Raw genomic sequence first — 19680 nt, forward strand, 5'->3', positions numbered from 1 at the left:
CCCGTCACTCCTCGGCGGGAAGCTCCGCGGCCGGGACCGTGAGGCGTACCGCGCCGTCACTCACCGCGGCGATCCGATCGGCCAGCACGTAGACCGCGCCGGTGCGGACCAGCTCGGTGGAGACCTTGAGGTAGCCGTCGCGCAGCAGCCGGGCGGCCAGGTCGGCCGGTACGTCCGGCTCCTCGGCCGCCGCGGACTCGATCAGCTCGTCCAGGCTGCTGCCCGGGTCGACCGGGGCGGGCGCCTGCACGGTCACCGCGGCCGGGTCGCCGCGCTGCACGAGATCGACTGTGCCCACCTCGACGCCTGCGGAGTCGACCACCCGCATGCCGGTGGTGACCCGGGAGACGGTGTCCTGCTGCTGGCTCATGCAGAAGCGGTTCCCGGGGCGCGCGGGCGCTAAACGGAGGGAGTCCAGCCGCCCGGTGGGCGGGGGGACAGCTCGCGCCAGGTGTCGGTGCCGTCCAGCAGCGCCCGGACCGTCTCCTCGGCCTCCTCCACGTTGGCGTGCTCGTAGAACCGGGAGACCCCCTCGGCGCCGCCGGCCCGCTGCTCCACGTGCCAGCGGTCGCCGTCCACCCGGAGGAAGACGTCACGCCGGGCGAGGCGTCCCCATTTCCCGTTCCACCAGTGCCTACGCTGCTCCATGCCCGGACTCTATCGAACATGTGTTCGATAAACGTCGGCCCCCGCGAGATCGTCGCGGGGGCCGATCGGCTATGGCGTTCAGCGGGGTGCGGGCGGCTCCTGCCGGCGGCCGAGCACGTCGTCCAGGGCGCTGCGCTGGCCGGGCGTGCCGTGGTTGCCGGCGAGCAGCGCGTCCCGGATCTCGGTGAGCAGCTTGACCTCCTCGCTCGGGGCGGAGGGCGGCGGCTCCTCGCCGCGCTTGCGCCGCTCGGCGAGCCGGTTCATCGGGTAGACGACCAGGAAGTAGAGCGCCGCCGCGGTGAGCACGAACGTGATCAGCGCGTTGACGAAGGCCACCCAGTCGAAGTCGACACCGCGGAAGGACGGCGTCGAGCCGCCGATCCCGTCCTCGTTGCCGGTGATCAACACGATGAACACGCGTACCAGCGGTTCCAGGAACGACTTGGTGAGCTGGGTGACCACGCCGGTGAACGCGGCGCCGATGACGACACCGACCGCCAGGTCGACGACGTTGCCGCGCATGATGAAGTCTTTGAAGCCCTTGAGCATCCGTACTCCCGTGCCCTGATGAGTCTGCGTCGGGGACAACCTATGCCCCGGCAGGCCCTTCGAGAAAAGCACCTGCTTCGATCGCCGCCCGCTGCGGGTCGCCGGCCCGGATCGCCTCGACCAGCCGGCCGTGGTCCACGTACCGCTCGGGGGTCAGCGCCTCGCCCATCGCCTGGGCCACGGTGCTGCGCAGCGCGGCGCCGACCGAGGCGTACAGCTCGGCGAGCATGGCGTTGTGCGCGGCCGCCACCACGACCGTGTGCAGAGCGGCGTCCGCCTCGACGAACTCGTCCACCCGGCCGCCGCGCCACGCGGCCTCGCGGGCCGCGAGCGCGCCGTCGAGCGCCACCAGGTCCTCGGGGGTACGCCTCAACGCGGCGAGCCGGGCGGCCTCCACCTCGAACGCGCGCCGGACCTCGACCACCTCCGTCATCCGGTCGTCGGTGAGCCGGCGGGCCACCACCGGCGCCAGCTCGTCTGTCGACACCACGTAGGTGCCGGAGCCCTGCCGGCACTCCAGCACCCCGGCGTGCACGAGCGCCCGGACCGCCTCGCGGACCGTGTTCCGCCCGACGCCGAGCGCGGCGACCAGTTGCGGCTCGGTGGGGATGCGCCCGCCCACCGGCCACTCGCCGCCGAGGATCCGCTCCCGGAGCTGCTCGATCGTCTGCCGGACCCGGTGGCCGCGCGGAGGCACGGCGACGGAATCCCGGGCGGGTGTCACCGGTTACACCTCGTGCCGAAATTCATCCCATGATTGTAGGTTCGAGGTCATGACTCCGCCACCTGCGCCCGTCGCGACAGTGCCCGCCCCGGCCGTCACGCCCGCGGCGGGCCCCGCCCCCGCGGCGGGCGCCGCCCCGGCGGCCGGACCGGTCCGGGGCGGCCTGCTCGTCCTGGCCGGGATGCTGCTCGTCGCGCTGAACCTGCGGGCCGCGGTGACCAGCCTCGGCGCCCTGCTCGACGAGATCCGGGTCGGTCTGGGCCTCTCCGGCGCGATGGCCGGCCTGGTCACCACGCTGCCCACCATCGCGTTCGCCGGGCTGGGCGCGCTCACCCCGTGGCTGGTCCGCCGCTGGGCCGCGCCCCGGGTGCTGGTGCTGGCCATGCTGGCGCTCACCGCCGGGCAGGTGCTGCGCGCGGTCACCGGCTCGGCGGCCGTCTTCGTGCTCACCAGCGCGCTCGCGCTGGCCGGCATCGCGGTGGCGAACATCCTGCTGCCGATGCTCGTCAAGCAGCACTTCCCGCACCGAACCGGACTGGTCACCGGGGCGTACACGATGGCCCTGACCGTCGGTACGACGGTGGCCGCCGCCTCCGCCGTGCCGGTGGCGCACGCATTCGGCTCCTGGCGGGCCGGACTCGGCATCTGGGCCGGGCTGGCCGCCCTGGCCGTACTCCCGTGGGTGCCGCTGGCGCTGCGGGCCCGCGCCGCGCGACGGGCCGCGCCCCCGGCGGTGGCGGTCGCCGCCCCGGCCCGCGTGCAGCCGGGGCGGACCCGGCTCGGCTGGGCCATGGCGGTCTACTTCGGGGCGCAGTCGCTCAGCGGGTACGCGATCATGGGCTGGCTGGCCCAGCTCTTCCGGGACGCCGGGTACCGGCCGGAGACGGCCGGGCTGCTGCTCGCCGGCGTGACCGCGCTGGGCGTGCCGGTGGCACTGATGATGCCGGCGCTGGCCGGCCGGCTGGCCACGCTCCGGCCACTGGTGCTGTCGCTGACCGTGTTCTCCGCCGCCGCGTACGCCGGTCTGGCGCTGGCCCCGCGTGGCCTCGCGCCGTTGTGGGTGCTGCTGCTGGCGCTCGGCCAGGGCGCGTTCCCGCTCATCCTGACCACGATCGGGCTGCGCGCCCGGACCGCCGAGGGCACCGTGGCGCTGTCCGCGTTCGCGCAGAGCACCGGGTACGTGATCGCGGCGCTCGGACCGCTGCTGGTGGGCATCCTCTACGAGGCGACCGGCGGCTGGACCGCCCCGATCGGCTTCCTGCTGGTGGCGCTGGCCGTGCAGACGTCCGCGGGCATGGTGATCGCTCGTCCCCGCTACATCGAGGACGAGCGCTGAAAGATTTCAGTCAGGAGGAGGCCGGGGTGGGGTCGCCCGCGACGGCCTGCTCCACCGTCGGGTACGTGTGCAGCACCTCGACCAGGCCGCTGACCTCGAGGATGCGCAGCACGCCGCGCTGCGGGGCGGCCAGCCGGACCACGCCGCCCGCCTCGTCGCAGTTGTTCTTCGCCCGGACGAACACCGACAGCCCGGTGGAGTCGCAGAACGACACCTCGGCCAGGTCGAAGACGAGGCGACTGCGCCCCTTGTCCAGCAGATCCGTGATCTGGTCCTGCAGTTGCGGTGCCGTGGCCATGTCCAGCTCGCCCGCGACCGACACGACGACCACGTCGCCGTGCTGTTCCGTGTGCACCGTCAGGGACATACGTCGACCTCCTGTGTTCGGGAGAAACGGTATCCCACGACGGGCGTGCCGCGCAGAACGGGAGCGGTCACCGGGTGCGCTCGATCATTCTTTGCTCCGCGACAAGTAGCGCCGCAGCCTCCGGTGATAGAGTCCGCCCGTCCAAATCAGGGAGGTCAGCATGGCGTTGAGCGCCGAACAGGGTGGTCGGCTCGCCCACCTGCTCAGTCAGCACGCGGACCGGTTGACCAACCGCTGGACGGAGATCGTCGCCGGTTCGCTGCGTGGTCGCCTGAGCCGCGCCGAACTGGCCCGCCAGGTCCAGGAGCTGCACCGCGCGCTGGTCGACGCCGGCCGCCAGGGCGTCTCCGGCCTGGCCGACGAGCACGGCGGTGAGCTGCGGGCGGTGCTGTCCGAGCTGTCCACCAACCGGGCCCGGCAGGGGTTCTCCGCCACCGAGACCGCGATCAGCGTGTTCGCGCTCAAGGACGCCCTGCTGGAGCTGATGGAGGAGGGGAAGGGCGACGAGACCCTGCGCGACTTCGTCTCCTTCTCCGCGCTCGTCGACCAGATGGGCCTGTTCACCTTCGAGACGTTCGTCCGCGCCCGGGAGAGCCTGATCGCCGACCAGGCGGAGCAGCTGCTGGAGCTGTCCACGCCGGTGGTGAAGCTCTGGGAGGGCGTGGTCGCCGTCCCGCTGGTCGGGACGCTGGACTCGGCCCGCGCCCAGGTGGTGATGGAGCGGCTGCTCCAGACCCTGGTCGACACCGGCTCGCCGTACGCGATCATCGACATCACCGGCGTGCCGGCGGTGGACACGCAGGTCGCCCAGCACATCCTCAAGACCGTGGTGGCCGCCCGGCTGATGGGCGCCGACTGCATCATCTCCGGCATCCGCCCGCAGATCGCGCAGACGATCGTGGCCCTCGGCATCGAGTTCGGCGACATCGCGACCAAGGCGAGCCTCGCCGACGCGCTGCGCCACGTGCTGCGCCTGACCGGGGTCGAGACCACCGCCCGCCGCCCGCGCCGGGAGTCCTGATGGAACGGGTCCCGATCCTCAAGATCGGCGACATCCTGCTGGTCTCCATCCAGGTCGACATGTCCGACCAGACGGCGATCCAGTTGCAGGAGGACCTGGCCGAGCGGATCGTCGCCACCGGCTGCCACGGCGTGATCATCGACATCACGGCGCTGGACATCGTCGACTCCTTCGTCGGCCGGATGCTGTCCACCATCGCGTCCATCTCGAAGGTGCTGGACGCCGAGACGGTGGTGGTCGGCATGCGCCCGGCCGTCGCCATCACGCTGGTCGAGCTGGGGCTGTCGCTCAACGGCATCCGTACCGCGCTGAACGTCGAGCGCGGCATGGAGCTGGTCGCGGCCAGCCGCGCCGACGAGTGGGACGAGGCGGCCGACGACGGGGACACCGAGACGACGGCGACGGCATGACCACGGGCGTCGACCTGGGTGTGCCGGCAACCCAGGCGATCCGCAGCGACGAGGACGTGGTGCGGGTCCGGCAGTTGGTGCGTACCACAGCTGTCGCGGTCCGGCTCTCCCTGGTCGACCAGACGAAGCTCGTCACCGCCGCCAGCGAGCTGGCCCGCAACACGCTGATCTACGGCGGCGGGGGCAGCGCCGAGGTGAGCACCGTCTCCGACGGCCGCCGCCGTGGCGTGCGGATCGTCTTCGCCGACGAGGGACCGGGCATCCCGGACCTCGACCTGGCGCTCACCGACGGTTACACCACCGGCGGCGGGCTGGGCCTGGGACTGAGCGGCGCCCGCCGGCTCGTCGACGACTTCGACATCCGGACGGCTGTCGGCGAGGGGACGCGGATCACCGTCACCAAGTGGTCGCGATGATCGCCGACGTGGTACCCGACCACGGCATCTGGTTCCGGGTCGACACCGGCGCGACAGCCGGCAGCGTACGCCGGGCCGCCGAGCGTCTCGGCCGGCAGCTCGAACTGAGCGCGCCGCGTGTCGCGGACCTGGCCATCGTCACCGCCGAGATCACCAGCAACCTGGTCAAGCACGCCCGCGAGGGAGCGCTCCTGATGCGCCCGGCGCGCCGCGGCGGGCATGCCGGTGTGGAGCTGGTGGCGATCGACTCCGGCCCCGGCATGGCCGACCTCACGCTCTCCTCCGTCGACGGCCACTCCACCGCCGGCACGCTCGGCATCGGGCTCGGCGCGATCGTCAGGCAGTCGAGCCGCTTCGACGGCTACTCGTCGCCGGGGAAGGGCACGGTCCTGGTCGTCCAGGTCTGGGACGCCGTACCGCCGGAGCCGGACTGGGCGGCCGGGCTGGCCCGGCCGATCACCGGCGAGCAGACAAGCGGCGACGGGTACGCGGTCCGCCAGGTCGACGGACGGCGGCAGGTGCTGGTCTCCGACGGGCTGGGCCACGGTCCGCTCGCCGCCGCCGCCACGGGTGCCGCCGTGTCCGCGTTCCGCTCGGCGCCGGCCGGGCCGCCGGACGTCGTGGTGCGGCACCTGCACGCCGCCATCTCGCACACCCGGGGCGCCGCGCTCGCGGTGGCCGAACCGGACCCGGCCACCGGGGTGCTCCGCTACGCCGGGCTGGGCAACATCGCCGCGATGATCGTCGCGCCGGGCGAGCGGCGGCGCGGGCTGGTCTCGCTGCCGGGCATCGCCGGGCACCAGCGTCCGGTGATCCGCGGGTACGACTACCCCTTCTCGCGCGACGCCACGCTGGTCATGCACAGTGACGGGGTGGTGGACCGCTGGGATCTGGACGACTATCCCGGGCTCGCCGGCCGCAACCCGCTGCTGGCCGCCGCGACCCTGCTGCGCGACGCCGGGGTCCGCCGCGATGACGCCTGCGTCCTGGTGGCCCGGGGGGCGGCATGACCGAACCCCTCCTGCACCTCGCGCTCCGGGTGGAGCAGGACATCTTCCTGGTCCGGCAGCGTGGCCGGGAGGTGGCCGCGGCGGTCGGGCTGGAACACCAGGACCAGGTACGGATCGCCACCGCGCTCAGCGAGGTGGCCCGCGAGCTGTTGCACGGTGTCGACGGCGCGGACGTGACGTTCGCCCTGGACCGGGACGCCGCCGGCCGCCGGATCCTCCAGGTGGACCTGTCACCGCTGCGCCCGCTCCCCGGTGGACGGTACGAGCCGCAGTCCGGCGCCGTCGCGCGTCTGGTGGACACGTTGCGGGTGGTGGCCGTCGAGGGCGATACCGTCGTGAGGATGTCCCGCCGAGTGCCCGACCACGCCGAGGAGCTGACGGCCGAGCGCGCCGCCGAGCTTCGCGCCGAGCTGGCCGAGCACGCGCCGGGGTCCGCGCTGGACGAGTTGGCCGCCCAGAACGCGCAGCTCATCGCCGCCCTCGACGAGGTGCGCAGCCAGCGCGACGAGCTGGCGGTGCTCAACTCCGAACTCCAGGAGACCAACCAGGGCGTGATGGCGCTCTACAACCAGCTCACCGAGGAGCTGGAGGAGACCAACCGCGGCGTGGTGGCGCTCTACGCCGAGCTGGACGAGAAGTCCGCCCAGCTGCGGGCCGCGAGCGAGTCGAAGAGCCGGTTCCTGGCGAACGTCAGCCACGAGCTGCGTGCCCCGGTCACCGCGATCATCGGCCTGGCCCGGCTGCTCGCCGACTCCGCCTCCGACCCGCTCACCGGCGAACAGGCCCGCCAGGTCGGGCTGATCCGCTCCTCGGCGGGCGACCTGCTGGGGCTGGTCAACGAGCTGCTCGACCTGGCCAAGGCGGAGTCGGGCCGGATCGAGCCGGACTGGTCCGACGTCGACCTGCGTGCGGTGTTCGGGCAGTTGCGCGGCACGCTGCGGGCGCTCGCCTCGCGCCCCGAGGTGGAGTTGGTGGTCGAGGAACCGCCGACCCCGGCCACTGTGCGCTCCGACGAGGTGCTGCTCGCCCAGGTGCTGCGCAACCTGCTGCACAACGGGCTGAAGTTCACCGAGCGCGGCGAGGTACGCCTGCGCGCCGAGCGCCGCGGCGAGCAGTGGACGCTGTCGGTCACCGACACCGGCGTGGGCATCCCGCCGGAGCTGCGCGAACGGGTCTTCGAGGAGTTCTACCAGGTGCCCGGCACGACCCGGGTCGGCGGCACCGGGCTCGGCCTGCCGTACGCGCGCCGGCTGGTCACGCTGCTCGGCGGGACGCTGGAGCTGACCAGTGAACCCGGCCGGGGCAGCACGTTCACAGTGGTCCTCCCCGCGGGCGGAGCGTGACGGTGGACAGCGGGCCGGTGACCGTGCTTGTGGTCGACGACAGCGGCCCCAAGCGATACCTGCTGGTCAACTGGCTGACCCGGGCCGGCTTCGTCACCGTCGAGGCCGAGAACGGCACGGCGGCGCTGGAGCGGGTGGCCCGGGAGCACGTCGACCTCGTGGTGCTCGACGTACGGCTGCCCGACATGAGCGGCTTCGAGGTGTGCGAGCGGATCAAGGAGGCGCACCCCTCGATGCCGGTCATCCACGTCTCCGCGCACGCGGTCGATGTGGTCGACCGGGCGCAGGGCCTCACCCGGGGCGCGGACGCCTACCTGGCCGAGCCGATCGAGCCGGAGGAACTGGTCGCCACCACCCACGCGGTGCTGCGGTACTACCAGGCCCGGCGGCGGGCCGAGCAGCTCGCCGAACGGCTCGCCGCGCTCGCGGACGCCACTGTGGAGATGCACGCGTCAACGAACTTCGTCCGGCTGCTGGAGGCCGCCGCGAGCGGCGCGGCACGGATCTTCAAGGCCCCGGCGGCGGTGGTCGCGGAGACGTTCGACGGGGACTGCCTGGCCGGGGTGGCGTCCGACCCGCACACGCCGGCCACGATCGTGCCGTGGGTGGTGGACGACACCGGCGTGCCGATCGGCACCCGGGTACGCGTCGACGAGCCGGCCAACTGGGCGCTGGCCGGCTGGCCGGAGGGCGACACCGTGACGGTGGCCGCGTCCCGGCTGCGCGAGGACCGGGCCCCGCTCTACGTGGTGGTGCCGACCGCCACCCAGACCGTACGCACGCCGGTGCTGGTGCAGCTCGCCCAGGCGGTCGCCTCGGCCGTCGAGGCGCAGCGGTCCTTCGACGAGGAGCACCGGATCGCGGTGACGTTGCAGCGCAGCCTGCTTCCGCAGCGGCTGCCCGACGTCGTCGGCCTGGACCTGGCCGTCCGGTACGAGCCGGCGAGCGCACAGACCGAGGTGGGCGGCGACTTCTACGAACTGGTGATGCTCGACGGGCACCTGCTGGTGGCGATCGGTGACGTGGCCGGGCACTCGCTGCACGCCGCCACCGTGATGGCCGAGCTGCGGCACGCGGTGCGGGCATACGCGGTCGAGGGGCATCAGCCGGGCGTGATCCTGGACCGGGTCAACGAGCTGATGCTCAACCTGTTGCCGACCGAGCTGGCCACCATCTGCGTCCTGCTACTCCACCCGCCGACGGGGCTGGTCCGGATGGCCAGCGCCGGGCACCTGCCGGCGCTGCTGAGCCGGGACGGGCGGGTCGAGTTCGTGACGCAGTCCGCGCCGCTGCTCGGCGTGCGCGCGCCGCGCCCGCCGGACCTGGAGTTCGTGCTGCCCGCTGGGTCCACGCTCGTGCTCTACACCGACGGGCTGATCGAGCGGCGGGACGCCACGATCGACGACGGCATGGCGGCGCTCGGCGTGGTCGCCACCCGGGTGGACGACGACCTGGACGACTTCTGCCGCCGGCTGCTCGTCGAGCTGGCGCCGCCGGAGATCCACGACGACGTGGCGGTGGTGGCGGTCCGCCGCCGCTGAGCCGCACCGCAGTGCCCCGTCACGTTGAGTTGTTTCCACGGTCTGCCGGGTGAAGGGACCGCTGCTCCCTTTGCTCTGCAGCCATCGGCGCATCGGCGGGTTGACCAGGCCTTTCATCTTGACCTTGGTCCGCGGTGTCGTGCCGCAGTCGTCACTTTCGGTATGCATCCCGGAATGCCTCCGCCGTTGGAGGGCGGCAACGAGATCTTGGTGCCGAATGGCCCGCCATAGGGGCACTTTCCTTCCAAGATCTCTCCGTGTCCTCAGGAGTGGGAAACCGCTTCCAGTCGGGCGGGACGGTGGTCGGTCATGGGCGGGGAGAACTGGTGCGTCCATGGGTGCAGAGCAAAGGCGGCGCTGGGCAAGGCGGCGCTGGGTCAGGCGGCGCCGGGTGATGCCCGCGCTCCGCGGGGACGGTCCGGTCGGCGCTTCGTCCCCTCGACCACCGCGGTCGCCTCATACGCTGGCCCCCATGGATACGAGGACCAGTGAACTGCTCGCCGTCGCGGCGCCGCGTACGGCCGCGGTGGTGCGCGGCATCTCCGACGACCAGCTCGTACTGCCCACCCCCTGCCCGGACTACACCGTGCGCGACCTGCTCGGCCACCTGTTCGACGTGGTGGTCAACTTCCAGGCGCTGGCCCGCCGGGAGGAGGTCGACTGGTCCGGCAAGACCGACCACCTGACCGACGGCTGGCGGGACCGGTTCGCGACCGAGGCGGCCCGGCTGACCGAGGCGTGGTCGGATCCGTCCACCCAGGAGGGCGTCTCCCCGGGCATGGGACTGCCGCAGGAGACGGTCGGCATGATGGCCCTGATCGACCTCACCGTCCACGGCTGGGATCTGGCGCGGGCCACCGGCCAGGAGCTGACCGTGGACCCGGCGGTGGTGGCCGCGGGGCACGAGTTCATGGACCGGATGGGCGACACGGGGCAGAAGATGGGCGCGTTCGGCCCGCCGGTGCCCACCGGCGCGGCACCGGACAGCATGGACGCGCTGCTCGGCCGGGCCGGGCGCGACCCGGCCTGGACCCGCTGAACTCCGACGGCCCGCGCGGTGCGCCGCGCGGGCCGTTCTTGACACCGCTATTCGCTCAGCGAATAGTAGGGCCGTGTCCACGTCGCACGTCCTGCTCGGGCTGCTCGCCGCCGGCCCACGCCACGGCTACGAGCTGAAGCGCGCGCACGACGAGCGGCTGCCCCGCGCCCGTCCGCTCGCCTTCGGGCAGGTCTACGCGACGCTGGCGCGTCTGTGCCGCGACGGCCTCGTGGCCACGGCCGGCCAGACCCGCGAGGGCGGCCCGGACCGCACCTCGTACGCGCTCACCGACGACGGGCGGGCGGCGCTGGACCACTGGCTCGGCACCGTCGAACCGCCGATGCCGTACGTGGCCAGCACGCTCTTCGCCAAGGTGGTGGTCGCGCTCCTGGTGGCCGACGTCGACCAGGCCCGCGCCTACCTGATCGCGCAGCGGCGGGCGCACACGCAACGCCTGCGCGAACTGACCGCGCTGAAGACGGCCCCCGGCGCCCGCCTCGACGAGGTGGTCGCCGCCGACTTCGCCATCGCCCACCTCGACGCCGATCTCCGGTGGCTGCACACCACCCTGGACCGGGTCGCCGACTGGCACCGGGAGGTGCGCTCGTGACGTTCCTGCAAGCGCGCGGAGTGGTCCGCGCATACGGTCGCACCCCCGCGCTGCGCGGTGTGACGCTCGACGTGGCCGAAGGCGAGATAGTCGCGGTCACCGGCCCGAGCGGCTGCGGCAAGTCCACGCTGCTGCACTGCCTCGCCGGCATCCTGCGCCCCGACGCCGGCCAGGTCACCTGGCGCGGGGAACGGATCGACACGCGGTCGGAGGCGGCCCGCTCGCGGCTGCGCCGTACCGAATTCGGGGTGCTGTTCCAGTTCGGTCAGCTCGTCGCCGAGCTGACCGCCGCGGAGAACGTCGCGCTTCCGCTGTTGCTCGCCGGCACGGGGCGGCGAGCGGCGCGGACCGCGGCGCTGGCCTGGCTGGACCGGCTCGGCGTGGCCGACGTCGCCGACGCCCGGCCCGGTGAGATGTCCGGCGGGCAGCAGCAACGCTGCGCGCTGTCCCGGGCGCTCGTCACCGAACCACGGGTGATCTTCGCCGACGAGCCGACCGGTGCGCTCGACACGCTGGCCGGCGAGCAGGTGCTCACCCAACTGGTCCGGCTGGCCCGCGAGCAGCGCACCACAGTCGTGCTGGTGACCCACGAGCCGCGCATCGCCGCGTACGCGGACCGGGAGGTCAGCCTGCGCGACGGCATGGTCGACCACACCGGGCTCGGGCTCGACCCGGCGCTGCCGGGCGGGTCACGGTGAGGCCCGGGACGCTGCTGCGACTCGCGGTGGCCGGCACCCGCACCGACGCCGCCCGGGTGGTGCTCACCGCGCTGAGCGCCGCGCTGGCGACGCTGGCCGGGCTGGCCGCGCTCACAGTGCTGTCGGTGGTGAAGCCGCCCGGCGATGCCTGGACGCAGTCCGACCAGTACACGAACGCCCTGCTCCGGGAGCCCGGCCTGCGTCCCGGTGTCGCGTTCGCGTTGCTGCTGCTCTGCGTACCGGTCCTGGGGCTGGCCGGGCAGTGCGCCCGACTCGGCGCGCCGGGCCGGGACCGGCGGCTGGCCGCGCTCCGGCTGGCCGGTGCCACCCCGGGGCAGGTCACCCGGGTCGCGGTCGCCGAGACCGGCGTGGCGAGCCTGCTCGGCACCCTCGCCGGCCTGGCCGTCTTCCTGGCCGGGCGCCGGCTGCTGCACCGGCCCGACGCGGCCGGGCGGCTGCCACTGCCCACCGACGTGCACCCGGCCCCGGTGGCGGTGGCCGCCGTCGTGCTCGGCCTGCCGCTGGCCGCCGCGCTGATCAGCGCGTTGCTGCTGCGGCGGGTCGCCACCACGCCGTTCGGCGTCGTACGCAAGGTCCGCACCCGGGCGCCCTGGCCGTGGCCGGGCGTGCTCATCCTCGCCGCACTGGCGATGTTCGCCGCGATCCGCCCGCTGCTGCTCTGGTACGAACGGCGTGGCGCCGCGGACCCCGACTGGCTGGTGCCGACGTTGCTCGTCCTCGGCGGGCTGACCGCCATGATCGGCGTCGTGTCCGGGACCGGCTGGATCTCGTACCACACCGGCCGGCTGCTGCACCGGCACGGACGCGGCCCGGCCGCCCTGCTCGCCTCCCGCCGGCTGGCCGCCGACCCGTGGGCCGGCAGCCGCACCTTCGCCGCGTTGCTGGCCGCGCTGATCTTCGGCGCCGGTGCCGCGGGGATGCGTGCCGACTTCCAGGCTGAGGCCGAGCTGACCCGCCGCACCGGTTCCGGACTGGCCGACCCGGACTTCTTCCTCGGCGCGATGGATCTCGTCGACCTCGCGGTCGTGGTGGCGATGGCGATCGCCGGCGGCGGGCTGCTCGTGGCGGTGGTCGAGGGGATCACCAGCCGGCGACGGGCGTACGCGGCGCAGGTGGCGACCGGCGTGCCACGCGCCACCATCGCCCGGTCACTGCTCTGGGCCGCGCTCGCCCCCGCCGTACCCGCGATCGGGCTCGCGTTGACGGTCGGCTACCTGCTGGTCCGGGGCGTCATGCCGGCACCCAGCAACGGCGGCTTCGCCTAGACGATCTGCGACGCCGGTACGGAGCTGTGCGGCGACCCGGCCACGGCGGCGCGGTACACCCGTACCGAATGGGTGCCGGAGACCACCATCCCGCCGGACGTACCGTGGGATCAGCTGGCCTGGCTCGCGGTGGGTGGGCTGGCGGCGGTGCTGGGCACGGTCGTGGCCGGCCTGCTGTTCCTGCGCGCCGCGACCTCGGTGGAGGAACTGCGCAGCACCTGACCGGTCAGCGGCCGAGCAGCCCGGCCGAGCCGGCGACGGACAGGTGTAAGGAAGGGCCCCTTATTAACAGACGTCTGTTAACAAGGGGCCCTTCCTTACACCTCAGGCGCGGCCGACGCGGTCGAGGATCCAGGCGTTGACGAACGCCTCCTCGCGCCAGGAGTCGTACCGGCCGCTCGGGCCGCCGTGGCCCGCGCCCATCTCGGTCTTGAGCAGATAGTCGCCGGCCGGTGCGAGCGACCGCAGCCGGGCGATCCACTTGGCCGGCTCGTGGTAGAGCACCCGGGTGTCGTTGAGGCTGGTCACCGCCAGGATGGCCGGGTACTCGGCGGTGGTCACGTTCTCGTACGGCGTGTACGACTTCATGTACGCGTAGACCTCGGGGTCGTCCAGCGGGTTGCCCCACTCCTCCCACTCGGTGACCGTCAACGGCAGCGACGGGTCGAGGATCGAGGTGAGCGCGTCCACGAACGGCACCTGCGCGACGATCCCGGTGAACGCGTCCGGGGCGAGGTTCGCCACCGCGCCCATCAGCAACCCGCCGGCCGAGGCGCCCCGGGCGACGAGCCGGTCGCTCGCCGTCCAGCCCGCCTTCACCAGGTGCCGGGCGCAGGCCACGAAGTCGGTGAACGTGTTCTTCTTCGCCAGCAGCTTGCCCTCGTCGTACCAGCGCCGGCCCAGCTCACCGCCACCTCGGATGTGCGCCACCGCGAAGATCACGCCGCGGTCGAGCAGGCTCAGCCGGGCGATCGAGAACCAGGGATCCATGCTGGCCTCGTACGACCCGTAGCCGTAGATGACGGCGGGCGCCGAGCCGTCGCGCGGCGTGTCCCGGCGGCAGACCAGCGAGATCGGTACGCGGGTGCCGTCGTCGGCGAGCGCCCAGTCCCGGTGCTGCTCGTAGTCGGCCGGGTCGTACGCCCGCCCGTCCGGCCCGGGGCGGACCGGCTTCTGCCTGCGCAGCGTCAGCTCGCGGGTGACCAGATCGTAGTCGTAGACCGAGTCCGGGGTGACGAGCGAGGTGTAGCGGAGCCGTACCTCGTTCGTGCGGTACTCCGGGTTCGCGTCCAGCCCGACGCTGTAGATCGGCTCGGGGAAGTCGATGTCCCAGCTGTCGTCGCTGCCCACCGGCAGCACCCGCAGGCCGGTCAGGCCGTTGGCGCGCAGTGACACCACGAGGTGGTGCTCGAACGCGTCGACCGCCTCCAGCCGGGTGCCGGGTGTGTGCGGGATCAGCGGCTCCCACTCGCCCGGCGCGTCCGCCGAGGTGTACGCCAGCGCGAAGTCCTCCGCGCCGTCGTTGTGCAGGATCAGGAAGCGGTGGCCGTGGTGCTCCACCGCGTACTCGATGCCCTGACGCCGCGGGGCCACGACGGCGGGCTCGCCGGTCGGGTTGGACGCCGGGATCACCCACACCTCGCTGGTGATCTTGCTGTGGATGTCGATGACCACGAAGCGCTCGGAGCGGGTCAGTTCGACACCGACCCAGAACCGCTCGTCGTCCTCCTGGTACACCACCACGTCCTCGGTGGAGGCGGTGCCGACGGTGTGCCGCCAGACCCGATTCGGCCGCCACGCCTCGTCCACCGTCACGTAGAACAGCGTGGACGCGTCGCTGGACCACGCGGTGCCGTAGAACGTGTCCGGCACCTCGTCCGGCAGCGACTCGCCGGTGGTCAGATCCTTGACCCGCAGCGTGAAGCGCTCGTCGCCGGAGAAGTCGGTGGAGTAGGCCAGCCAGCGCCCGTCCGGGCTGACGTCGAACGCGCCGAGGGAGAAGAAGTCGTGCCCCTCGGCGAGCTGGTTGCCGTCGAGCAGCACCTCCTCACCGTCGAGCGGGGCGCCGTCCGCGCTGACCGGGGGTGCCGTCTCGCCCGGCCGGACCGCCCGCCGGCAGTGCACGCCGTACTGCTGACCCTCGACCGTGCGGGTGTAGTACCAGTAGCCGTCCTTGCGGGTCGGCACCGACAGGTCGGTCTCCTGGGTGCGCCGGCGCGTCTCCTCGAACAGCTCCGCGCGCAGCCCGGCCAGGTGGGCGGTGCGCGCCTCGGTGTACGCGTTCTCGGCGTCCAGGTACGCGATCGTGTCCGGGTCGTCCTTGGCGGCGAGCCAGGCGTACTCGTCGAGGACTGTGTCACCGTGATGGACGCGCTCGGTCGGGACGCGCTTGGCGACGGGCGGTGGGGTTTCGGTCACGGCGCCACGTTACCGGTCGACGGGCCGCCGCCGGGCGCGCCCGCCGCCCGAATCCCGCGACTCGCCGCCAGGTCTTTCGAACATGTGTACGATAACCGCCATGGCGGATGCGGCACGTTCCACCGATCGACTCGGAGCCCTCGACATCACCCGGAAGCTGGCCGCGATCTGCGGCGAACCGTTCGCCCGCTTCGCCGGCCCGGCCGACGAGGTGGCCGGCCGTACCGCCCGCTGGGTGGCGGTGCCGGGCGGCCCGCACGCCGCGGCCGAGGTGTTGCGGCTGGCCGCCGCGTACGACCTGACAGTGGTGCCCCGCGGCGCCGGCACGAAGATCGACTGGGGTGCCGCTCCGGCGCAGGTGGACATCATGCTCGACACCGGCCGCCTCGCCGGGGTCTGGCACGAGCCGCGCGACGCGGCGGTGGCCGAGATCGGCGCCGGTACGCCGTTGCGCGCCGTCCAGGCCACGCTGGCGCGCACCAACCGGCGGCTGCCGGTCGACGCGCCCTCGCCGGGCGCGACGCTCGGCGGGGTGCTCGCCGCCGACGAATCCGGTCCTCTGCGGCACCGGCACGGCAGCCCGTGCGCCCAGCTCGTCGGGGTGCGCTACCTCGACGCCGACGGCGAGTTGGTGAGCGTCGGCGAGTCCGGCACGCAGGCGCTGGGCCGGGCTGCCCCGGGCGGCGGTGGCCGGTCCGGCGGGCGCGGTCCGGCGGGCGGCGGTGGCGGTGCTGCCGGTGGTGGCGCAGGTGGATCCGGGTGGGCGGCCGGCGGTTCGGCGGGTGGCGCGGGCTGGGGTGCCGGTGGTGCGTTCGGCGACGAGCCGGGTGGCGGGGACGCGATCCTCGGGCGGGGCGACGTGCCCGGGCTCGACGTGGCCCGGCTGCTCTGCGGCTCGCAGGGCGGGCTCGGCGTGCTGGTCTCGGCCACCATGCGGGTGCACGCCGTCCCGGCCGGCCGGCTCTGGGTGTCCCGCCCGGTCTGGACGCCGCTGGAGGTGCACGACCTGGTCCGGGCCGTACTGGCCGCCGGCGTCGACCCGGCCGCCGTCGAACTGGACCTCCCGGTGCCGGTGCCGCTGCCCCGGCGCCGCATTCCGCCGACGCACCCGTCGGTGGTCAACCGTCCCGACCATCCGGCCGTGACCGGGCGACCCGCTGCGGGCAGCCTGGTGATGTTGCTGGAGGGCGGCCCGGCCGACGTGACCGAGCGGGCCGGGCGGCTCACCGCCGTCCTCGGCGCCGAGGCGATGGTCAGCCACCACGCGCCGGAGTGGTGGGGGCGCTACCCGTTCGCGCCCGGAGACACCGCGCTGCGCATCGAGGTGCCGATAGGCGACCTGCACGCCGCTGTCTACGCGCTGCGTGACGCCGCCGGCGCCCCGGTGCCGGTACGCGGCTCGGCCGGTTCGGGCACCGTCCACGCCGCCCTGCCCGGCGCGTTGCCGCCCGAGCGGGTCGCGTCCATCCTCACCGCGGTCCGCAGTGTGTTGATCGCCCGGCGGGGCCGGTGTGTCGTGGTGGCCGCGCCTGCGGCGGTACGCCGTGCCGTGGACCTCTGGGGCGAGCTGCCCGCGTTGCCGAGACTGCGCAGCGCCAAGGCCCACCTGGACCCGCACCACCGCCTGGCCCCCGGCCGCCTCCCCGGCGGCCTCTGACCAGCCCTCGCCCTCCCCGGGCGCCAGCCTGCCGACGTCCGGGCACACCCGTGCCGGCCCCTGCTCGACGGTGCCCGCCGGGTGCCCCCGCCCGTCGGGGCGCCCCGGTCTTGGCACACAGCCTCGGCGCCACCCGCGTCCCCGCCTCCCGTCCCAGCGCCGCCCTACCCCGCCCCGGCGATCAAGGGCTTTGCGTCGAATTTCGCGCCCCCAGGGAACACAAACTCCTTGATCACCGCCGATAGGCGGGCTGAAGCGCGACGAGGGCGGGCTGAGGCGCGACGACGGGCGGCCTGGAGCCGACCGTGGGCGTGCCAAAGCGAGTTGATCATGAAGTTGGCGGGGAGGAATCGGGCGAATTGAGCAGCTAACTTCATGATCGACGGGGCGGGGCGGGGCGGGAGGGGGCAGAACGGCTAGGGGGTGTCGTTTCTCAGGACCAGGACGGCTATGTCGTCGCGTGGGGGCTCCACCGAGAACGCGATGGTGGCGGCGCGCAGCCGGGCGGCCACCACGTCGGCCGAGTACCCGGCCAGCGGCGCCGCCGACTCGCGCAGCCGGTCGGTGCCGAACAGCTCCCGTCCGCGCCGCCGCTCGGTGACCCCGTCGGTGTAGAAGATCAGCGCGTCACCGGGCTTGAGCGTCAGCTCGGCGGTCGGCGTGGTGATCGTGTCGAGCAGGCCCAGCGCCGTACCGCCCGCGCCGACGAACGTCGCACCACCACCGCCGTGCAGCAGCACCGGGCGGTCGTGGCCGGCCAGGTGCAGCGAGACGTCGAGGTGGTCGCCGTCGCCGGGTGCGACAGCCGCCAGCGCCAGCGTGCAGTAGCGTCCGCCGCCGCGCTCGACGAGCGTCTCGTTGAGCCGGCCGAGCACCTCGGGCAGCGGTTTGCCGTCGCCGACGAGGACCCGGATCACGTCCCGGACCAGGCCGGTCACGGCGGCGGCCTGCACGCCCTTGCCGGACACGTCGCCGACCACCACGAGCCAGCGGCCGTCCGGCAGCGGGAGCACGTCGTAGAAGTCGCCGCCGACCTCCGCGTCGTCGCCGGTCGGGACGTACTCGGCGGCGAAGCCGATGCCCTCGACCACCGGGAGCACCGGCGGCAGCAGCGACTGCTGGAGCGTCTGGGCGACCCGGCGGCGCTCGGCGTGGATGCGGGCGTTCTCGATGGCGAGGGCGGCGCGGCGGGCGACGTCCTCCAGCACCGAGACCTCGTCCGGGTCGTGCCGGTGCCGCTGGTGCCGGCCCACGGCGAGGGTGCCGAGCCGCTGGCCACGAGCGATGAGCGGTACGGCGAAGCCCTCCATCGGTGCGCCGAGCGGCACCTGCGCGGCGTTGCGGGACGCCTCGCGCAGCCGGGACTGGATCGAGTCGGGGCCGGTCTCCTGGAGGATCCGGTGCAGCTGCGGCAGCATCGTCTCGTCCGCGTGGCTGGATGCGGCCAGGCGCAGCCGTCCCCACTCGTCGGTGGTGTGCACGGCGCACCACTGGCCGAGCCGGGGCACCACGAGCTGCGGGATGAGTGCCATGGTCAGCTCGACGTCGAGCGACTGGGCGAGCAGTTCACTCGCCTCGGCGAGGAACGTCAGCCAGGTGGAGCGGCGTACGTCGGCGCGGCGCAACCGGTCGTTCTCCAGGTGCAGCGACAGCCGCTCGGCGGCCAGCACGGCCAGTGGCCGGGCGTACGCCGAGGGCGCCGCGTCCAGTTCCAGCTCGCCGGCGTACGGGCGGTGCACCGCCAGCGGTACGCGCAGCAGTTCGGTGCCCTCGCGCGGCGGCCGGCCGTACCGGGCGAAGACCTGGGTGCCGAGTCCGTCGCCCCGGTCCAGCCGGACCGTGCCACCGGCGGCGCCGACCATCTCGGCGACCCGGGTCAGCAGTCCGGTCGCGAACTCGGGCAGCGGGTCGTCGGCGTACGCGTCGGGGGTGAGCTGCATCAGGTCGCTCATCGCCGCGGCGCTCGGCGTACCGTCGCCGGTTCCTTCCGGTGCGGCGACGCGCAGTGGGCCGGCCGACGGCCGGGCGGATCCGCCGGGGCCGGGCCGGTCCAGGCGGAACCAGACGCCCTTGCCGGTGGGCAGGTAGGTGGTGCCCCACCGGCTGGAGAAGTGGTCGACGAGCAGCAGGCCTCGCCCTCGGGCGGCGACCTCGGTGATGTCCGACGTGGTGTTGCGCACACCCACGATGAGCTCGTCGACCGGGCCGGAGGCGAAGTCGGTGACGGTCACGGTGAGGCCGTTGCGGTCGGTGTCGACCTCGATGTCCAGTTCGGTGCGCGCGTGTTCGACGGCGTTGGTGGTGAGCTCGGTGGTGAGCAGCAGCGCCTCGTTCAGCAGTTCGGGGAGCCGGGCTTCGAGCAGCATGGTGCGGACCAGCGCGCGGGCCGCCGCCGGGGTGCGGCGGTCGGCGGGGAGGCGAACGCGGCGGACGCGCTCGTCCGCGCCGCCGCTGACCGGCCCTGCCTCCGCTGACATCTTCGTATCCTCCACCGCGCCCACCCCGGGTGCCAAGCATCAGGCCGAACCCGCCACCCGGGTCGATACCGCACGTGACGCGCCATTACACGCGGTGACCTCGACGGATCGCGCGGCACAATGATGGGAT

Annotated in this window: 20 protein-coding genes; 13 read left to right on the plus strand and 7 right to left on the minus strand. The window is 73.6% G+C overall.

All coding sequences use genetic code 11. The annotated features are described in order from the left end of the window. Window positions 1-4 precede the first annotated feature (4 nt). The 4 genes from KSK32_RS13795 to KSK32_RS13810 form a co-directional block, all read right to left on the minus strand. Complete coding sequence (locus KSK32_RS13795; protein WP_128138611.1) at window positions 5-370, minus strand: hypothetical protein; 366 nt, start codon at window positions 368-370, stop codon at window positions 5-7. A gap of 29 nt (window positions 371-399) precedes the next feature. Further along, window positions 400-648, minus strand: coding sequence for a hypothetical protein (locus KSK32_RS13800; RefSeq protein WP_216931586.1), 249 nt, complete (start codon window positions 646-648; stop codon window positions 400-402). A gap of 78 nt (window positions 649-726) precedes the next feature. Then, window positions 727-1197, minus strand: coding sequence for a large conductance mechanosensitive channel protein MscL (mscL, locus tag KSK32_RS13805; protein WP_216931587.1), 471 nt, complete (start codon window positions 1195-1197; stop codon window positions 727-729). 40 nt (window positions 1198-1237) lie between these two features. After that, the gene (locus tag KSK32_RS13810; RefSeq protein ID WP_216931588.1) at window positions 1238-1921 is read right to left on the minus strand and encodes a FadR/GntR family transcriptional regulator; all 684 of its coding nucleotides are present in this window, start codon (window positions 1919-1921) and stop codon (window positions 1238-1240) included. Between the two features lie 49 nt (window positions 1922-1970). Here KSK32_RS13810 and KSK32_RS13815 point away from each other — a divergent pair, with 49 nt between their 5' ends. Further along, window positions 1971-3257 (plus strand): MFS transporter, encoded by a 1287-nt coding sequence (locus tag KSK32_RS13815; protein WP_254187049.1) that lies wholly within the window; start codon window positions 1971-1973, stop codon window positions 3255-3257. Window positions 3258-3267: 10 nt separating this feature from the next. Here the strand turns inward: KSK32_RS13815 and KSK32_RS13820 are convergent, their stop codons facing one another. Then, window positions 3268-3624 carry an STAS domain-containing protein gene (locus KSK32_RS13820; protein ID WP_216931589.1) on the minus strand — a complete coding sequence of 119 codons (357 nt, stop codon included), beginning with the start codon at window positions 3622-3624 and terminating at the stop codon, window positions 3268-3270. A gap of 160 nt (window positions 3625-3784) precedes the next feature. Here KSK32_RS13820 and KSK32_RS13825 point away from each other — a divergent pair, with 160 nt between their 5' ends. The 11 genes from KSK32_RS13825 to KSK32_RS34965 all read left to right on the plus strand — a co-directional run bounded on the left by KSK32_RS13825 (window position 3785) and on the right by KSK32_RS34965 (window position 13220). Beyond that, a complete protein-coding gene (locus KSK32_RS13825; protein ID WP_216931590.1) occupies window positions 3785-4645 on the plus strand; it encodes an STAS domain-containing protein in 861 nt (286 codons plus the stop codon). Then, window positions 4645-5055 (plus strand): STAS domain-containing protein, encoded by a 411-nt coding sequence (locus KSK32_RS13830; protein WP_216931591.1) that lies wholly within the window; start codon window positions 4645-4647, stop codon window positions 5053-5055. Before KSK32_RS13825 ends, KSK32_RS13830 begins: the two co-directional genes overlap by 1 nt. Then, window positions 5052-5471, plus strand: coding sequence for an ATP-binding protein (locus tag KSK32_RS13835; RefSeq protein ID WP_121684395.1), 420 nt, complete (start codon window positions 5052-5054; stop codon window positions 5469-5471). Before KSK32_RS13830 ends, KSK32_RS13835 begins: the two co-directional genes overlap by 4 nt. Next, window positions 5468-6481: a SpoIIE family protein phosphatase gene (locus KSK32_RS13840; protein WP_216936071.1), complete on the plus strand. Its 1014-nt coding sequence runs from the start codon at window positions 5468-5470 to the stop codon at window positions 6479-6481. Before KSK32_RS13835 ends, KSK32_RS13840 begins: the two co-directional genes overlap by 4 nt. Beyond that, window positions 6478-7824 (plus strand): sensor histidine kinase, encoded by a 1347-nt coding sequence (locus tag KSK32_RS13845; RefSeq protein ID WP_216931592.1) that lies wholly within the window; start codon window positions 6478-6480, stop codon window positions 7822-7824. The genes KSK32_RS13840 and KSK32_RS13845 overlap by 4 nt, the downstream gene beginning before the upstream one ends. Window positions 7825-7826: 2 nt before the next feature. Next, window positions 7827-9365, plus strand: coding sequence for a SpoIIE family protein phosphatase (locus KSK32_RS13850; protein ID WP_216931593.1), 1539 nt, complete (start codon window positions 7827-7829; stop codon window positions 9363-9365). A gap of 472 nt (window positions 9366-9837) precedes the next feature. Continuing rightward, a complete protein-coding gene (locus tag KSK32_RS13855) occupies window positions 9838-10404 on the plus strand; it encodes a TIGR03086 family metal-binding protein (protein WP_216931594.1) in 567 nt (188 codons plus the stop codon). A gap of 73 nt (window positions 10405-10477) precedes the next feature. Further along, window positions 10478-11014 (plus strand): PadR family transcriptional regulator, encoded by a 537-nt coding sequence (locus KSK32_RS13860; protein ID WP_216931595.1) that lies wholly within the window; start codon window positions 10478-10480, stop codon window positions 11012-11014. Then, entirely contained in the window at window positions 11011-11712 is a 702-nt protein-coding gene (locus tag KSK32_RS13865; protein ID WP_216931596.1) for an ABC transporter ATP-binding protein, read from the plus strand. Before KSK32_RS13860 ends, KSK32_RS13865 begins: the two co-directional genes overlap by 4 nt. After that, window positions 11709-12998: an FtsX-like permease family protein gene (locus KSK32_RS13870; protein WP_254187050.1), complete on the plus strand. Its 1290-nt coding sequence runs from the start codon at window positions 11709-11711 to the stop codon at window positions 12996-12998. The genes KSK32_RS13865 and KSK32_RS13870 overlap by 4 nt, the downstream gene beginning before the upstream one ends. Before the next feature lie 72 nt (window positions 12999-13070). Then, entirely contained in the window at window positions 13071-13220 is a 150-nt protein-coding gene (locus KSK32_RS34965; RefSeq protein ID WP_254187051.1) for a hypothetical protein, read from the plus strand. Window positions 13221-13322: 102 nt separating this feature from the next. On the opposite strand, the gene KSK32_RS13875 is transcribed toward KSK32_RS34965, so the two are convergent. Next, window positions 13323-15416 carry a S9 family peptidase gene (locus KSK32_RS13875; RefSeq protein ID WP_216931597.1) on the minus strand — a complete coding sequence of 698 codons (2094 nt, stop codon included), beginning with the start codon at window positions 15414-15416 and terminating at the stop codon, window positions 13323-13325. A 100-nt stretch (window positions 15417-15516) separates the two neighbouring features. Here KSK32_RS13875 and KSK32_RS13880 point away from each other — a divergent pair, with 100 nt between their 5' ends. Then, window positions 15517-17073: an FAD-binding oxidoreductase gene (locus KSK32_RS13880; RefSeq protein WP_254187052.1), complete on the plus strand. Its 1557-nt coding sequence runs from the start codon at window positions 15517-15519 to the stop codon at window positions 17071-17073. Window positions 17074-17489: 416 nt separating this feature from the next. On the opposite strand, the gene KSK32_RS13885 is transcribed toward KSK32_RS13880, so the two are convergent. Then, on the minus strand, window positions 17490-19550 hold the full coding sequence (locus KSK32_RS13885) for a SpoIIE family protein phosphatase (protein WP_216931599.1): 2061 nt from the start codon (window positions 19548-19550) through the stop codon (window positions 17490-17492). Between the last annotated feature and the right edge of the window lie 130 nt (window positions 19551-19680).

It is taken from the genome of Micromonospora sp. WMMB482 (assembly GCF_019038635.1).
In the GTDB taxonomy this organism is placed as follows: domain Bacteria; phylum Actinomycetota; class Actinomycetes; order Mycobacteriales; family Micromonosporaceae; genus Micromonospora; species Micromonospora marina.

Excerpts from the sequence above, each read along its gene's own strand:
- KSK32_RS13855 (WP_216931594.1), top strand. The coding sequence starts at position 9,838 with ATGGATACGAGGACCAGTGAACTGCTCGCCGTCGCGGCGCCGCGTACG.
- KSK32_RS13820 (WP_216931589.1), bottom strand. The coding sequence starts at position 3,624 with ATGTCCCTGACGGTGCACACGGAACAGCACGGCGACGTGGTCGTCGTG.
- mscL (WP_216931587.1), bottom strand. The coding sequence starts at position 1,197 with ATGCTCAAGGGCTTCAAAGACTTCATCATGCGCGGCAACGTCGTCGAC.
- KSK32_RS13840 (WP_216936071.1), top strand. The coding sequence starts at position 5,468 with ATGATCGCCGACGTGGTACCCGACCACGGCATCTGGTTCCGGGTCGAC.
- KSK32_RS13795 (WP_128138611.1), bottom strand. The coding sequence starts at position 370 with ATGAGCCAGCAGCAGGACACCGTCTCCCGGGTCACCACCGGCATGCGG.
- KSK32_RS13825 (WP_216931590.1), top strand. The coding sequence starts at position 3,785 with ATGGCGTTGAGCGCCGAACAGGGTGGTCGGCTCGCCCACCTGCTCAGT.
- KSK32_RS13800 (WP_216931586.1), bottom strand. The coding sequence starts at position 648 with ATGGAGCAGCGTAGGCACTGGTGGAACGGGAAATGGGGACGCCTCGCC.
- KSK32_RS13845 (WP_216931592.1), top strand. The coding sequence starts at position 6,478 with ATGACCGAACCCCTCCTGCACCTCGCGCTCCGGGTGGAGCAGGACATC.
- KSK32_RS13830 (WP_216931591.1), top strand. The coding sequence starts at position 4,645 with ATGGAACGGGTCCCGATCCTCAAGATCGGCGACATCCTGCTGGTCTCC.
- KSK32_RS13880 (WP_254187052.1), top strand. The coding sequence starts at position 15,517 with ATGGCGGATGCGGCACGTTCCACCGATCGACTCGGAGCCCTCGACATC.
- KSK32_RS13835 (WP_121684395.1), top strand. The coding sequence starts at position 5,052 with ATGACCACGGGCGTCGACCTGGGTGTGCCGGCAACCCAGGCGATCCGC.
- KSK32_RS13815 (WP_254187049.1), top strand. The coding sequence starts at position 1,971 with ATGACTCCGCCACCTGCGCCCGTCGCGACAGTGCCCGCCCCGGCCGTC.
- KSK32_RS13885 (WP_216931599.1), bottom strand. The coding sequence starts at position 19,550 with ATGTCAGCGGAGGCAGGGCCGGTCAGCGGCGGCGCGGACGAGCGCGTC.